The 15,420-nt window shown below is 73.0% G+C and carries 10 protein-coding genes and 1 pseudogene; 5 read left to right on the plus strand and 6 right to left on the minus strand.

Features of this window, described 5'->3' with window-relative positions:
- Positions 1–171 precede the first annotated feature (171 nt).
- The gene (gene lexA, locus AB0C22_RS26955; protein ID WP_208569562.1) at positions 172–954 is read left to right on the plus strand and encodes a transcriptional repressor LexA; all 783 of its coding nucleotides are present in this window, start codon (positions 172–174) and stop codon (positions 952–954) included.
- Between the two features lie 879 nt (positions 955–1,833).
- Here the strand turns inward: lexA and AB0C22_RS26960 are convergent.
- A pseudogene (locus tag AB0C22_RS26960) lies at positions 1,834–3,375 on the minus strand (hypothetical protein); the annotation flags it as partial.
- Between the two features lie 48 nt (positions 3,376–3,423).
- A complete protein-coding gene (gene hflX / locus AB0C22_RS26965) occupies positions 3,424–4,902 on the minus strand; it encodes a GTPase HflX (RefSeq protein WP_357537775.1) in 1,479 nt (492 codons plus the stop codon).
- A 148-nt stretch (positions 4,903–5,050) separates the two neighbouring features.
- On the opposite strand from hflX, the gene AB0C22_RS26970 reads away from it, so the two are divergent.
- On the plus strand, positions 5,051–6,523 hold the full coding sequence (locus AB0C22_RS26970) for an NAD-dependent malic enzyme (RefSeq protein WP_208569565.1): 1,473 nt from the start codon (positions 5,051–5,053) through the stop codon (positions 6,521–6,523).
- Positions 6,524–7,003: 480 nt separating this feature from the next.
- Here AB0C22_RS26970 and dapF read toward each other — a convergent pair whose 3' ends face one another.
- The 4 genes from dapF to AB0C22_RS26990 all read right to left on the minus strand — a co-directional run bounded on the left by dapF (position 7,004) and on the right by AB0C22_RS26990 (position 10,211).
- The gene (dapF, locus tag AB0C22_RS26975; protein ID WP_219468623.1) at positions 7,004–7,837 is read right to left on the minus strand and encodes a diaminopimelate epimerase; all 834 of its coding nucleotides are present in this window, start codon (positions 7,835–7,837) and stop codon (positions 7,004–7,006) included.
- Between the two features lie 7 nt (positions 7,838–7,844).
- The gene (gene miaA / locus AB0C22_RS26980; protein WP_357537827.1) at positions 7,845–8,807 is read right to left on the minus strand and encodes a tRNA (adenosine(37)-N6)-dimethylallyltransferase MiaA; all 963 of its coding nucleotides are present in this window, start codon (positions 8,805–8,807) and stop codon (positions 7,845–7,847) included.
- Positions 8,753–9,526, minus strand: a complete 774-nt coding sequence (locus AB0C22_RS26985; RefSeq protein ID WP_219468619.1) for a class III extradiol dioxygenase subunit B-like domain-containing protein — start codon at positions 9,524–9,526, stop codon at positions 8,753–8,755. Before AB0C22_RS26985 ends, miaA begins: the two co-directional genes overlap by 55 nt.
- Before the next feature lie 235 nt (positions 9,527–9,761).
- The gene (locus tag AB0C22_RS26990; RefSeq protein WP_357537778.1) at positions 9,762–10,211 is read right to left on the minus strand and encodes a hypothetical protein; all 450 of its coding nucleotides are present in this window, start codon (positions 10,209–10,211) and stop codon (positions 9,762–9,764) included.
- A 253-nt stretch (positions 10,212–10,464) separates the two neighbouring features.
- Between AB0C22_RS26990 and AB0C22_RS26995 the strand changes: the two genes are divergently transcribed.
- The 3 genes from AB0C22_RS26995 to AB0C22_RS27005 all read left to right on the plus strand — a co-directional run bounded on the left by AB0C22_RS26995 (position 10,465) and on the right by AB0C22_RS27005 (position 15,404).
- The gene (locus tag AB0C22_RS26995) at positions 10,465–11,673 is read left to right on the plus strand and encodes a DUF349 domain-containing protein (RefSeq protein ID WP_219468615.1); all 1,209 of its coding nucleotides are present in this window, start codon (positions 10,465–10,467) and stop codon (positions 11,671–11,673) included.
- A gap of 405 nt (positions 11,674–12,078) precedes the next feature.
- The gene (locus tag AB0C22_RS27000) at positions 12,079–13,749 is read left to right on the plus strand and encodes a cellulase family glycosylhydrolase (RefSeq protein ID WP_357537780.1); all 1,671 of its coding nucleotides are present in this window, start codon (positions 12,079–12,081) and stop codon (positions 13,747–13,749) included.
- Between the two features lie 293 nt (positions 13,750–14,042).
- Positions 14,043–15,404: a cellulose binding domain-containing protein gene (locus tag AB0C22_RS27005; RefSeq protein ID WP_357537782.1), complete on the plus strand. Its 1,362-nt coding sequence runs from the start codon at positions 14,043–14,045 to the stop codon at positions 15,402–15,404.
- Positions 15,405–15,420: the final 16 nt, after the last annotated feature.

Below are 15,420 nucleotides of genomic sequence, written 5' to 3' on the forward strand. Positions count from 1 at the left end.
GGTTTTCCACCCGACACGCCGAGACGCGTCGTACAGATGTTTGAAAATGACCGATCTCACCTATACGGTCATGAACGACCGGGCACGGCGCACCACGTCGGTCCGGCACCGCGACACCCCGCGCGCACCACGAGCCGCCAAGGCACCCAGCGCCGACCAGGGAGGACGGACGTGACCGAGGACCGGGCCAACCGGCAGAAGAACCCGCAGCCGATCGCCGAGGCGGGTCCCCCGGCCACTCGGCGTCCCCGCGCCGCCCGCAGCCGGACCGGCCAACCGGCCGTCCGCCAGGTCACGCCGGTGGTCAGCGGCTTCCCCGACCCGGCCGCCGTCGACCTCACCGCCCGCCAGCGCCGCATCCTCGAATTCATCCGCAGCTGGGTGGAGCGGCACGGCTACCCGCCGAGCGTCCGCGAGATCGGCGAGGCGGTCGGCCTGGTCTCCCCGTCCAGCGTCGCCTACCAGCTCAAGGAGCTGGAAAAGAAGGGCTTCCTGCGCCGCGACCCCAACCGCCCCCGCGCGGTTGACGTCCGCGCCCCCGTCGACGCCGACGACGAGCTGAGCCGAGCCCAGCGCCCCACCCCGGCGTACGTGCCGATGCTGGGCCGGATCGCGGCCGGTGGGCCGATCCTGGCCGAGCAGGCGGTCGAGGACGTGTTCCCGCTCCCCCGCGAACTGGTCGGCGAGGGCGAGGTCTTCATGCTCCAGGTCAAGGGCGACTCGATGCTCGACGCGGCGATCTGCGACGGCGACTGGGTGGTGGTGCGGCAGCAGCCGATCGCCGAGGCCGGTGACATCGTGGCCGCGATGCTCGACGGTGAGGCGACCGTCAAGACCTACCGGCGACGCGACGGTCACGTATGGCTGATGCCGCAGAACCCGGCCTTCGACCCGATCCCCGGTGACGACGCCACCATCATGGGCCGGGTCGTGGCCGTGCTCCGCCGGATCTGACCTCGTCCCGCCCGGCAGCCTCCGGCGGAGGCTGCCGGTGCCGTCCCCGGTGACCGTGCCCCGCCCCGCAACGGCCGCGGCACGTGCCTGGTCGACCGCGCACGCCCGCGACCTGGGGAGAGGTCAGTAACGCTCGCCGCTGCGGCCGGGCGGTGGGCCGTACTGGCCGCCCCGCCGGTCGTCGTGGTCGTCGTCCCGGCGTGGACCGGAACGCGGCTCCCGGGGCCCACCCTCACGCCGTGGCGGTTCGGCCCGCCCGGCACCGTAGACACCGTCCCCACCACCCGCAGCGCCACCCCGCCCGCCCGCCGGGCCGGCACCACGCCCACCAGCGGGAGCACCGCCACGCCCACCGGCGGGAGGAGCACCGGGACCACCCACCGGAGCACCGCCACGCCCACCGGCCGGCGGCGCAGCACGACCACCCGGCGGAGGGCCACCACGTCCACCCGGCGGAGGACCGCCACGGGCACCGACCGGCGCACCACCGCGCCCCTCCGGTGGCGGGCCGCCACGGCCACCCGGCGGGGTGCCACGCCCGGCCACCGGGGCACCACCACGGATCCCCGGCGGCCCACCACGCCCATCGGCCGGCACACCGCCGCGTCCACCGGCCGGCGCACCACCACGCCCACCCGCCGGCACACCGCCGCGTCCACCAGCCGGCGCACCACCGCGCGGGTCGGCGGCGGCCGGCGCACCACCCCGGGCACCACCGCCCGAAGCACCACCGCGCGGGCCGATACCCGGGGCGCCACCGCGCGGACCAGCACCGTCGGCACCGCCGCGTGGACCGGCACCGCCGGCCGGGGTGGCACCGCGTGGACCGGCACCGCCGGCCGGGGTGGCACCGCGTGGACCGGCACCGCCGGCCGGGGTGGCACCGTAGACACCACCGCCGGCAGGGCGACCTCCGCCGTAGACACCACCACCCGCCGGACGTCCGCCGCCCGCAGGGCTGCTACCTCCCGGACCGCCGGAGGGAACCGCTGCGGCTGCCGCTGGGGGCCGACCTCCGCCGTAGACCGCGCCGCCGGCCGGCCGGGCGGGGCCACCACCTGCCGCAGCACCGTAGACACCGCCGGTACGCGGCCGGTCCGGGGCCGGTTCGGCGGCAGGGGGAGACTCACCGGCCGGGAAGCCCTCGGCCCGGGACACCGCGCCGGAGGTGAAGACCTCGTCGTCGGGATCGTCAGGCATCTCGCCGGCCGCCGCGGCCCGCCTGCGCGACCGCACGATCCCGACGATGCCGGCCCCGACCAGCACCGCGCCGACCACCCCGACCGCACCGATCAGGTAGGTGATCTGGTCCAGGCTCAGGTTGTCGTACCAGGACCTGTCGGCTGCCGGCTTGGCTCCCGCCGCGCCCTCGACTGGTTCCGCGCCCTTGGTGGACGGGGTGTAGCCGAGGATGTCGATCGGGTCCTCCGGGGAGAGTTCCCCGCCGTCGGAGACGGTCACGAACCCGGTGCCGTCCGGGGTGTACGAGATGGCCTCGCCGAACGGGTCCGCCAACGGGGTGACCCGGGGCTTGCCGGTGGTCAACGCGGCCACGATGTCATCGCCCTTGACGTCGTACTCGAAGGCGTCGGCGTAGGTGCGCAGCACCACCCGGCTGCCGTCGGGCGAGCGGGCCGCCCCGGTGATGGCCACCCGACCGATGATGTTGAGCGGGTTGTCGGTGGTGGTCTTGGGCAGGGTGATCTCGCCGACCTTCTTCATCGGCACCGGATCGGCGTTGCCGCCGCTGTCGAGCTTCGTCTCCGGGGTGAAGATCTCCGCCTTGCCACTGGGCACCTTGGTGATCACCAGGGGCGACCCGTCCGCGCCGATCAGCAGCGCCTCGGCGTCGTGCGGCTTGCGCTCCGGGTACGACAGCCGGTGCAGCACCGGCTGCTTCGACCCGGTCACCGGCATCGTCCAGACCGCGACCCGGGTACGCCGTTCCCTGCTGGTCACGTTGTCACCGGTGTCGGCGATCCAGAGCGTCTTGCCGTCCGGGGAGAGGGCCAGGTCCTCCGTGTCGAACGGGCCGTCGCCGGAGAACTTGACCGGCTCCCTGGCGATCTTGCACTTGGTGTCGAGGAAGAAGACCCGCTTGCGGCTCTCCTGGAGGGTGCCGTCGTTGATCACGACATAGCCGGTCTTCGTGGCGACCAGGCCGGACAGCTCCCGCAGCCGCTCGTCCGTGATGGTGCACTTCTTCTTGCCGGCGACGGCCAACGGCGCCACCCCGACCAACGGCACCGCACCGGTCAACGGCACCGCACCGGCCAGCGGCACCGTCCCGACGGGGGTGGCCAGGACCGACGCCGCCCCGGAGGTGGCAGCGGAGACCGGTGCCGCTGCGGCAGCAGCGGGTGCCACGGCCACGCCGAACAGGGCGAGGGCAACCGTGACCGAGGAGACAGCGCGGCGCATGGCGTCAGTGTCGCATGCCGCCATGAACCTCAGGTCACACCGCAGCGCTCACCGACTGCCGGCCACCGCAGGGTCACCCGCCGCCACGAACGGAGTCAACTCGGCGGCGAGCGCCTCCCCCACCCGCACGTGCAGCAGGGTGCCCTCCGGGAGGTGGGAGGTGCTCAGCACCTCACCCTGCCGGTGCAGCCGGGCAACCAGGTCACCCCGGTCGTACGGCAGGACCGCGCGGACCTCCACGGCCGGACGCGGCAGCCGCTGTTCGATCACCTCACGCAGCCCCTCAAGGCCACGCCCACTGTGCGCGGAGACGAAGACCGCGTCCGGCCAGAGCCGCTTGAGCCGCAGCAGGGTCTCCTCGTCGGCGGCGTCGGTCTTGTTGACCACCAGCAGCTCGGGCAGCCGGTCGGCACCGACCTCGGAGAGCACCTCCCGCACCGCGCGGACCTGTTCCTCCGGGTCGGGGTGGGTGCCGTCGACCACGTGCACCACCAGGTCGGCCTCGGCGACCTCCTCCAGCGTCGAACGGAACGCCTCGACGATCTGGTGGGGCAGGTGCCGGACGAAACCCACCGTGTCGGACAGCGTGTAGAGCCGCCCGTCCGAGGTGGTGGCCCGGCGGGTGGTCGGGTCCAGGGTGGCGAAGAGCGCGTTCTCCACCAGCACGCCCGCGCCGGTGAGCCGGTTGAGCAGGCTCGACTTGCCGGCGTTGGTGTAACCGGCGATGGCGACCGCGGGAACGGCGTTACGGGACCGACGGGCGCGCTTGGTCTGGCGTACCGTCTTCATGGCCTTGATCTCCCGGCGCAGCCGGGCGATGCGGTTCCGGATGCGCCGCCGGTCGGTCTCCAGCTTGGTCTCACCGGGGCCACGCAGACCCACGCCGCCACCGGCACCACCGCCGCGCCCGGAGCCACCGCTCTGCCGGGACAGCGACTCACCCCAACCACGCAACCGGGGCAGCAGGTATTCGAGCTGGGCCAGCTCGACCTGCGCCTTGCCCTCCTTGCTCTTGGCGTGCTGGGCGAAGATGTCGAGGATCAGCGCGGTGCGGTCGACCACCTTGACCTTGGTGCGCTGCTCCAGGTTGCGCAGCTGGGACGGGGACAGCTCACCGTCGCAGATCACCGTGTCGGCCCCGGTGGAGAGCACCGCCGCGCTGAGGTCGTCGACCTTGCCCCGGCCGACGTAGGTCGCCGGGTCGGGGCGGCTGCGGCGCTGGATCAGCCCTTCGAGCACCTGCGAACCGGCGGTCTCGGCCAGGGCGGCCAGCTCGGTCAGCGAATTGTCGGCGTCGCGCTGGGTGCCCTCGGTCCAGACGCCGACGAGGACGACCCGCTCCAGCCGGAGCTGGCGGTATTCGACCTCGGTGACGTCGGTCAGCTCGGTGGAGAGGCCGGGGACCCGCCGCAACGCCTGCCGCTCCGACAGCTCGTACTCACCGGTCGTGGCGTCGAGGTCGTCGTCCGAGAAGGGGGTGTGGGTCTCCTGGTCGCGCAAGCTGCGTCTCCTGTCCGTTCTGTGCATGTACCGAGTAATCCTGACACGGGTCAACGCGGAACGCGACTGCTATATGCCCGTGGTGGAGGTCGCCGAACGCGGGGGCGGCTGCCGCCGCGGCCCGGTGGGCGAGTAGAAATGGCGACGAGCCGCCAGCGACGACGGAGGTATTTCCGTGGCCATCACCAGACTGCCGAGTGCCGGATTCTCGATCACGATCCGGATCGCGGTCCCCGCGGACGCCTCCTCGATCGGCCGGCTGACCACGTCGGTCGGCGAGGCCGGCGCGATCGTCACCGCACTCGACGTGGTCGACTCCGACCCGACCCACGTGATCGTCGACCTCACCTGCGACACCGCCGACGCCGGCCACGCCGACCAGGTCGTCGAGGCGCTCACCGCGCTCGACGGGGTGGACGTGCGCAAGGTGTCCGACCGGACGTTCCTGCTGCACCTCGGCGGCAAGATCGAGGTGCACTCGAAGGTCGGGCTGCGGACCCGCGACGAGCTGTCCCGGGCGTACACCCCGGGGGTGGCCCGGGTCTGCATGGCGATCGCGGAGAACCCGGCGGACGCCCGGCGGTTGACCATCAAGCGCAACACGGTCGCCGTGGTCAGCGACGGCTCGGCCGTGCTCGGCCTGGGCAACCTCGGCCCGGCGGCGTCGCTGCCGGTGATGGAGGGCAAGGCGGCGCTGTTCAAGCGCTTCGGCGGGGTGGACGCCTGGCCGGTGGTGCTGGACACCCAGGACACCGACGAGATCGTGGCGATCGTCAAGGCCATCGCCCCCGCGTACGGCGGGATCAACCTGGAGGACATCGCCGCGCCGCGCTGCTTCGAGATCGAGGCACGGCTGCGGGAGCTGCTGGACATCCCGGTCTTCCACGACGACCAGCACGGCACCGCGATCTGCGTGCTGGCCGCGCTGACCAACGCACTGCGCGTCGTGGGCAAGCAGCTCGCGGACGTCCGGGTGGTCGTCTCCGGGGCCGGCGCGGCCGGCACCGCGATCATGAAACTGCTGCTGCGCCAGGGCGTCGGCGACATCATCGCGTACGACCGGCAGGGCGCCCTGCACCGTGGGCTGACCGGCCTCAACCCGGCCTGGCAGTGGCTGGCCGAGAACACCAACCGGGACAACTACGCCGGCGACCTGGCCGGTGCGGTCCGGGGCGCAGACGTCTTCATCGGGGTGAGCGCCCCCAACCTGCTCACCGGCGACGACGTCGCCACCATGGCCAAGGACGCGATCGTCTTCGCGCTGGCCAACCCCGATCCGGAGGTCGACCCCCGGGAGGCCCGCAAGCACGCCGCGATCGTCGCGACCGGCCGCTCCGACCAGCCGAACCAGATCAACAACGTGCTCGCCTTCCCGGGCGTGTTCCGGGGCATGCTCGACGCGCACGCCGAGGAGTTCACCGAGGAGATGGCGATCGCGGCGGCCCGGGCCATCGCCGACGTGGTCGGCGAAGACAAGATCAACCCGACGGTGATCGTGCCGAGCGTCTTCGACTCCCGGGTCGCCCCGGCGGTCGCCGCCGCAGTCCGCGCCGCCGCCCAGAACCCGGCTGCGACGCCACCCCCGGCCGCCGACCCCGGCCCCGCCGACCTCCCCGAAGTCGCCGCCACCGCCAGCGCCACCCCCTGACCCCCTCCCCTCCCCCGCGAGCCCCACTCCCCACCGGCCAGCCCGACTCGACTGGCCCCGGCTCGCCCCAGGCTCGGCTCGCCCCAGGCTCGGCTCGCCCCAGGCTCGGCTCGCCCCAGGCTCGGCTCGCCCCAGGCTCGGCTCGCCCCAGGCTCGGCTCGCCCCGGTGATCAAGAGGTTTGCGTCACTCCGCCCGGCACCCATGACGTAAACCTCTTGATCACCACGCACCCTCCCCGCCCGGCCCCGGTGATCAAGAAGTTTGCGTCATTCCGCCCGCCATCTTTGACCCGAACCTCTTGATCACCGCGCGTCACCTCGTCGGGACCGGGTGATCAAGAGGTTTACGTCATCCGTCACGCCGATTCTGACGCAAACCTCTTGATCAACGAGACGAGACGGGGTGAGGCGGGGCAGAGCGGGGTGGGGTGGGGTGGGGGCACGGGTGGGGTGGGGTGGGAAGGGCGGCGGGGGTGGGGGTCAGGGGAGGGTGAGGGTGCCGGTGGCCACGAGGATGGCGGGGCCGGCGAGCCAGCACGAGTCGGTGGTCACCGTGACCGTGAGGCGGCCACCGGGGACGTCGACCGCCACGACGCCGGTGTCCCGGGCGGCGTCGCGTAGCGCCACGGCGGCGACCGCGCAGGCGCCGGTGCCGCAGGAGAGGGTTTCCGCCGAGCCACGTTCGTAGACCCGCATCAGCACGTGGCCGTCGGTGCCGTCCAGCGGGGCACCGGGGGTGGTGAACTCGACGTTCACCCCGTGTGGGAAGACCCGGGGGTCGAATTCGGGCGCGCGGGTCAGGTCCAGGTCGGTCAGGTCGATGCCGGCCGGCAGGGCACAGACCAGGTGCGGGTTGCCGACGTCCACCGCCGTGCCGGGCAGGGTGAGCCCGCTCAGGGCGGCATGCGACGCGTCGTACAACCGGGGGCGGCGCATCTCGACGGCGATGGTGTCGCCGTCGACCCGGGCCCGCACGAGGCCGGCGCGGGTGGCCACCGGCAGGGTTCCGTCGGTCGCGGTGGCCAGGCCGGTCGCGAGCAGGTAGCGGACGAAGACCCGGGCCCCGTTGCCACACATTTCGGCGAACGAGCCGTCGGCGTTCCAGTAGTCCATGAACCACTCGGCCTCATCGGCGAGGGCCACCCCGTCGGGGTGTTTCGCGGCGCGCACCACCCGTAACACGCCGTCGCCGCCGAGGCCGCGCCGTCGGTCGCAGAGCCCGGCGACCAGGTCGGGGGTCAGGTCGAGGGTGCCGTCCGGGTCGGGCAGGATGACGAAGTCGTTGCCGGTGCCGTGCCCCTTGGTGAACTCCACGCCCCCATCATGGCCGATGCCCGGAGACGACCCGCAGCGCAGTGTCGACAAACGTCGGCGCGGTCGGGTCCAGCCAGTGGATGCGCTGGTCACGGCGGAACCAGGAGCGTTGCCGTCGGACGAACCGCCGGGTGGCCCGGACCGTCTCGTCGCGGGCCTGCGCCTCGTCGGTCTCCCCGGCCAGGAACCGCAGCACCTGCTGGTAGCCGAGGGCCCGGCTGGCCGTCCGGCCGTCGGCCAGGCCGTGCCCGCACAGCGTACGGACCTCGGCGACCAGCCCGTCGGCCCACATCCGGTCGACCCGCGCCGCGATCCGCTCGTCGAGCAGCGCGGTGTCGAGGTCGACGCCGAGCTGCACCGCCGGGTAGTACGGGGTCGGGTCGGGCAGCGAGGCGGTGAACGGCGCCCCGGTCAGCTCGATCACCTCCAGGGCCCGGACGATGCGTCGACCGTTGCCGGGCAGGATGCCGGCCGCCGCGACCGGGTCCGCCCCGGCCAGCCGGGCGTGCAGCGGGGCCGGGCCGAGCTGCGCCAGTTCCGCCTCCAGCCGTCCGCGTACCGCCGGGTCGGTGCCGGGGAACTCGAACTGTTCGAGCACCGCCCGCACGTACAGGCCGGAGCCGCCGACGAGCAGCGGCACCCGCCCCCGGGCCAGGATGTCGTCGACCGCCGCGCGGGCCAGCCGCTGGTACTCGGCGACGCTGGCCGGTTCGGTGACCGGCCAGATGTCCAGCAGGTGGTGCGGCACCCCGTCCCGCTCCGCCGTGGTGAGCTTGGCGGTGCCGATGTCCATCCCCTGGTAGAGCTGCATCGAGTCGGCGTTGACCACCTCCCCGCCGAGGGCGTGCGCGAGGGCGATGCTCAGCGCCGACTTGCCCGCCGCAGTCGGCCCGACCACGGCGACGACCGTGCCGCTCACCGCGCCGCCCCGCCCGTGCCCGCCCCGTCCGTCCCGGCCGGCGGGGACCAGGAGGCCACCAGGTAGCCCACCCCGTAGGGATGCGAGTGGTGGCGCAGCTCGCCGCGCCAGTCGCCGCCGGCCGCCCTCACCGCGCCGGCCAGCACCTGCCAGGCGGGCCGGCCGGCGGCCCCCAGCTGCGCCGAGACCACCGGGTCCAGGTCGAGCAGCGCGTCGGTGTCCGCGTCGGCCAGGGCCCGGGCAACCCCTTCGTCGTACGCCCCGGCGCGCGGGTCGTCGTAGCCGGGTGCCTTCGGCCCGTGGCAGGACGAGCCGTCGCCCAGCACCAGCAGGGCCCACGGCCCGTCCACCCGTAGGCCGGCCCCGAGGGCGGCACACCGGTCGACCGGTTCGTCGGACCCGATGCTCACCATCCGCCAGGCCACCGATGTCGGGGGGGCGACCCGGTCGACCAGCCAGGCCCCGACCAGCAGGCTCAGCGGCAGCCGATCGTCGCCGCTGCCGGGGTCGGTGGGGGCCGGTCCCCCGCCGAGGCGTACCGCCAGGGGCAGGCCCCAGGGGGCGAAGCTGCCCTGGCGGGGCAGGTCCAGTTCGACCGTGCGCTCTCCGGCGCCGACCAGCACGACGGTGCCCGCCCCGGCGGTGTGGAGGGCGGTGACGGCGGCGGTACAGGCGGCGCGCAGCTCCGCCAGCTCGGGCGCGGCGGCCCCGGCCAGCTCGGGCACGATCAGCGGCGGGTGCGGGCAGACGGCGGCGGCGACCAGAGGCACCAGGCAACGTTAGCGGCCCGGCACCGCCCGCCCCGCCTGCCCCACCGCTGCGGCAGCCCGACCACCGAACCGAGTCGGTCGGCAGCCCGGGGACGACCCGGCCGACGGCCCGACACCGGGAGCGACCCGGCCGACGGCCCGACGCCAGGAGCGACCCGGCCGACGGCCCGACACCTGGAGGGACCCGCCCGGCGTCCGACGCCGGAACCAGCCGGTTCGGCAGGCCGCGGCGGGATCAGGCCGGTTGGCCGCCCCAGCCGCCCTGGACCATGGTCTGGAACCGCCACCGCCCGCCGGTGCGGACCATCAGGTCGGCGTAGCGCACCCGTTGGCGTTCGCCGTCGAGGGTGAACTCGGCCTCGGTGAGCACCACGGCCAGGCTCCGGGTGAGGAAGTAGGGCGTGCGGCGGCTCTCCATCCGCAGGTCGCCACCGCCGCCGAGCACGCCGCCCATCATCTCCAGGTAGGCCGCCCGGTCGAGCTGGCGGGCGGAGCCCTCGCCCGAGGCGTCGTCGGTGACGGTGTTCAGCGGGAACATCGCCAGCTCGGCGGTGCCGGCGACGTCACCCGCCTCGGCCAGGGCGTCGTAGTGGCGGAACCACGCGTCCAGCTCGGCGAGATCGGCCGCGTCGGGCACGAAACCGGGGTCGGCCGGGGGCGTCATCCGGGTGTGGGACTGGGTCATCCTGCTCCTCCTCGTCCGCCCGTCGATAGGGCGGCAGCATCTCGTACGGCCTACCGTACAGCGTACGGCGGAATGCGACACTCCCCCCACGGAGTCTGTGTGTGGGTGCTAGGACACCGTATGGTCACGGTCAGAGACAGGCGCTCGACGCGGACGGGGGCGGACCTGTGACAATGCCGGGAGCAAGTTGGCTGCGCCGTGGCGGCGATCGTGCGGGGTTTCCCGTCGACGCCGGGAGAACGAGGATGTGCACATGAGCGACTGGACTGCCTTCGGACGGGTGGACGCGGACGGCACCGTGTACGTGAAGACCAGCGAGGGCGAGCGGGTGGTCGGATCCTGGCAGGCGGGCGCCCCCGAGGAGGGGTTGGCACACTTCGCCCGTCGCTTCGCCGACCTGGTCACCGAGGTGGACCTGACCGAGGCCCGGCTCAACTCGGGTGCCGCCGACGCGGGTGGTTCGCTGAGCACGGTCCGGCGGATCCGTGGCTCGCTGGCCGAGGCGCACGTCGTCGGGGACATCGACGCCCTCGCCGCGCGCCTGGACAAGCTCGCCGTCGTGGCCGAGGAGAAGGCCGCTGAGGCGCGTGCCGCCCGGGAGGCCGCCCGGGGTGAGGCGCTCGCCCGCAAGACCGCCCTGGTCGAGGAGGCCGAACAGCTGGCCGCCGAGTCGACCGGCTGGAAGACCGCAGGTGACCGGCTCAAGGAGATCCTCGACGAGTGGAAGACCATCCGGGGGGTCGACAAGAAGGCCGACGGTGAGCTGTGGAAGCGGTTCGCCGCTGCCCGGGACGGCTTCACCCGGCGTCGGGGCGCCCACTTCGCCTCCCTCGACCAGCAGCGCAAGCAGGCGCACACGGCCAAGGAGGAGCTGGTCGCCGAGGCTGAGAAGCTCTCCGACTCCACCGACTGGGCGGCCACCGCCAACCAGCTCAAGGAGCTGATGAACCAGTGGAAGGCCGCCCCGCGCGCCTCCAAGGAGTCGGAGCAGAAGCTCTGGGAACGGTTCCGCGCCGCCCAGGACGCCTTCTTCAGCCGGCGCAGTGAGGTCTTCTCGGCCCGGGACAACGAGCAGCGGGCCAACCTGGAGCGCAAGCAGGCGCTGCTGGTCGAGGCCGAGGCGCTGGACGTCGACGGCGACCCGAAGGGCGCCCAGGCCAAGCTGCGGGAGATCCAGGCCCAGTGGCACGAGGCCGGCCGGGTACCCCGGGAGGCGGCTGCCGGCCTGGAGCGGCGGCTGCGGGCCATCGACGACAAGGTCCGCGAGGTGATGGATTCGGCCTGGCGGCGGACCACCAAGGAGGACAACCCGCTGCTCGCGCAGATGCGGGCGCAGGTCGCCGAGGCCGAGGAGCGGCTCGCCCGCGCCCAAGCCGCCGGGGACGCCCGTCGGGTCAAGGAGGCCGAGCAGGCGCTCGCCTCCAAGCGGCAGTTCCTCCAGCTCGCCGAGCAGGCCGGCTGACCCCGAACGCCCCGGAAGCCCCCGCTCCCCCTCGGGACCGGGGGCTTCCCCATGTCCCACCCCGAAAACCCACCCCACCCGAGCCCACCCAGCCGGGCACCCCCGCCGGTACCGGCACGCCCGCCCGGCGGTGGGCGCAGGGGCTGCGGTTGACGCATCGAGGCCTGCTGATCAGAATGGGCGGCAGAGCCAGGTCGACCCCGCCGGCGCGAGGGCACCGACGACGGACACCGTCGTCGGGAGTCGCCGGTGCACCGCAGCGAGTGGCCGCGTCCACGTGACCCGGCGTGCCGCGCACTGTCCGCGTACCCCCGCAGGAGCGGGACGGACGGGCGGCGGCCGGCGAATCCCTGGTTTTCCGCCCGCGTCGCCGTCGCGACGCCGGGCATTCGAAGTGGAGCCCGTATGTACCGACCCCGCATCATCGGCGCCGCGCTCACCGCGCTCGCCACCGCCGCGGCCGGCGTGCTCGTCGCCACGGCCGTCAGCACCACGCCGGCCGCCGCCGCAGTCGGCGGCACCGGCACCGGTTACCTGCACACGAACGGCAACAAGATCGTCGACGCGACCGGCGCGACGGTCCGGCTGACCGGCATCAACTGGTTCGGCATGGAGACCGACAACCGGACGTTCCACGGCCTGTGGTCGAACAACCCGTGGCGCGGGCAGCTCGACAAGATGGCCAGCCTGGGCTACAACACGCTGCGCGTCCCGTACTCGAACGACTCGGTGAAGCCGGGCGCGACGGCCAGCGGGATCAACGACTTCGTCAACCCGGACCTGGTCGGGCTCTCGCCGTTGCAGATCCTCGACAAGGTGATCGCCTACGCCGGCAGCAAGGGCATGCGGGTCATCCTGGACCGGCACCGGCCGACGGCGGCCGGGCAGTCGCCGCTCTGGTACACCCCGACGGTCTCCGAGGCGACCTGGCTCGCCGACTGGAAGATGCTGGCCCAGCGGTACGCCGGCAACACCACGGTGATCGGCGCGGACCTGCACAACGAGCCGCACGCCGAAGGCACCAACCCGGCCGCGACCGGCGCCTGCTGGGGCTGCGGCGACACCACCCGGGACTGGCGGCTGGCCGCCGAGCGGGCCGGTAACGCCATCCTCGCGGTGCAGCCGAACTGGCTGATCTTCGTGGAGGGGGTGAGCTGCCCCAGCGGTGGCCTGTCGAACGTCTGGGACAACGACACCAGCAACGACGAGGACTGCGGCTGGTGGGGTGGCAACCTGTCCAAGGCCGGGCAGTTCCCGGTCCGGCTGAACGTGGCGAACCGGCTGGTCTACTCGCCACACGAGTACGCCACCAGCGTCTACGAGCAGAACTGGTTCAAGGCCGCCGACTTCCCGGCGAACCTGCCGGCGATCTGGGACAGGTACTGGGGTTACCTCTACAAGCAGAACATCGCCCCGATCATGATGGGCGAGTTCGGCAGCACCCTGGCCGACCCCCGGGACAAGGTGTGGCTGGAGAAGTTGATGGCCTACACCGGCACCGGGGTCAACGGGATGTCCTTCACCTACTGGTCGTGGAACCCGAACTCGGGTGACACGGGAGGCATCGCGCTGGACGACTGGACCAACGTCAACACCGCCAAGCAGGCGATCCTCCAGCCGTACCTGATCCCGCCGGTGGGTGGCGGGACCGACCCGACCGGCACCCCGACGCCGACGCCGACCACCACCGGCCCGACGACTCCGCCGCCGACCACCACCCCGCCGCCGCCGACCACCACGCCCCCGCCGACCACCACCCCGCCGCCGACCGGTGGCTGCACCGCCACCTACAAGCAGGTCAGCGCGTGGCAGGGTGGTTTCCAGGGTGAGCTGACGGTGAAGAACACCAGTTCGTCGGCGGTCAACCCGTGGTCGGTGACCTGGGCCTGGCCGGCCGGGGTAACCCTGGTCAGCGGTTGGAACGCCACCGTCACCCAGTCCGGCACGACGGTGACCGCCGCCGGGCCGGCCTACGCGCCGTCGCTGGCGGCGGGCGCGTCGGTCACCGTGGGCTTCACCGCCAACGGTACGGCCGCCGCCCCGGCCACGGTGAAGCTCCAGGGCACCGCCTGCTGAGCCGGGACCGTCCGTAGTGGCCACCGGCGGGTCGCCGGTCGACGTTGCCCGTCGACCGGCGACCCGCCTGCCGGATCACCGCCGCCGCGCGTCCGGCACGCCGATTTACATCTGCCACTGTCTATGCTTTGCTCGGGAAAGCGCTTGTCCGGGCTGCGGGCGCACCACACGGGATCCACCTCGTACCGACCTGACCCCCTCGGCAGGGGCCGATCGGCGACGTCCCGGGTCACCGGCATCCACCGGTGGCTCTCCCGTCGACGGCAGCCTGTCCCACCCGAAAGGGACGCAGCATGCGCACACCCCGGCGTCGTACGACGCTGATCGCCGCCACCACCGTCGCCCTGCTCGCCACCGGTACGCTCACCGCCGTCGCCGCCCACGCCGCCCCCGGCTGCGCGGTCAGCTACACCGTCGGTGGGCAGTGGCAGGGCGGATTCACCGGCAACATCACCATCAGCAACCTCGGCGACCCGCTGTCGGGCTGGAGCCTGCGCTGGTCGTACTCGGCCGGCCAGACGGTCAGTGACGCCTGGAACGCCACCGTGGCCCAGAGCGGCAGCACGGTGACCGCCACCAACGTGGGCTACAACGGGAGCGTGCCGACCGGCGGCAGCGTCTCGTTCGGCTTCAACGGCACCTGGAACAACTCCAGCAACCCGGTCCCGACCAGCTTCACCGTCAACGGGGTGACCTGCACCGGGAGCACCGCCCCGACCAATGCGCCGACCACCCCGCCGTCGGCCACACCCCCGCCGACGACGCCCCCGGCGACCACCCCGCCGCCCAGCGTGCCGCAGACCGGCCTGGTCGGCTGGGCCACCCAGAACGGCGGCACCACCGGCGGCGGCAGCGCGGGCGCGACGACCGTCTCCACCGCCTCGGCGCTGACCAGCGCGTTGAACGCCACCGGCGCGGCGGTGATCCGGGTCTCCGGCACCATCAACTGCTCGGGCATGCTGCGGGTCCGCTCCAACAAGACCGTGCTCGGCAACGCCGGGGCGACGATCGTCGGCTGCGGGTTCACCGTCAACGGCGACCGCAACGTGATCATCCGGAACCTGACGTTCCGCAACTGGAGCGACGACGCGATCAACGTGGAGAGTTCCGCCACCAACATCTGGATCGACCACAACACCTTCAGCAACGGCTACGACGGCACCGTCGACATCAAGCGCGGCTCGGACTTCGTCACCGTCTCCTGGAACCGGGTCTACAGCCACGACAAGACGATGCTGCTCGGGCACAGCGACGACAACGGCAGCCAGGACATCGGGCACCTGCGGGTGACCTACCACCACAACTGGTACGACGGCAGCAAGCAGCGCAACCCCCGGGTCCGCTTCGGCAACCCGGTGCACGTCTACAACAACTACTACTACAACAACGCCGGCTACGGCGTGGCGTCCACGATGAGCGCCGGGGTGCTCGTCGAGGGCAACTACTTCGAGAACGTCAAGGACACCTACCACCTCGGCGAGGCCGACTCCGGGCCGGGCAGCCTGGTGGCCCGCAACAACCACTTCGTCAACTCGCCCGCCGGGCAGACCGGCGGCAGCGTCGCCGGCATCCCGTACCAGTACACCCTGGACAGCGCGAGCAGCGTGAAGTCCATCGTGACGGCGGGTGCCGGCGCGGGCCGGATCTCGGTCTGACCGCGCACCGGTCGGG

This window comes from Micromonospora sp. NPDC048894, assembly GCF_040649765.1.
Classification (GTDB): Bacteria; Actinomycetota; Actinomycetes; order Mycobacteriales; family Micromonosporaceae; genus Micromonospora; species Micromonospora antibiotica.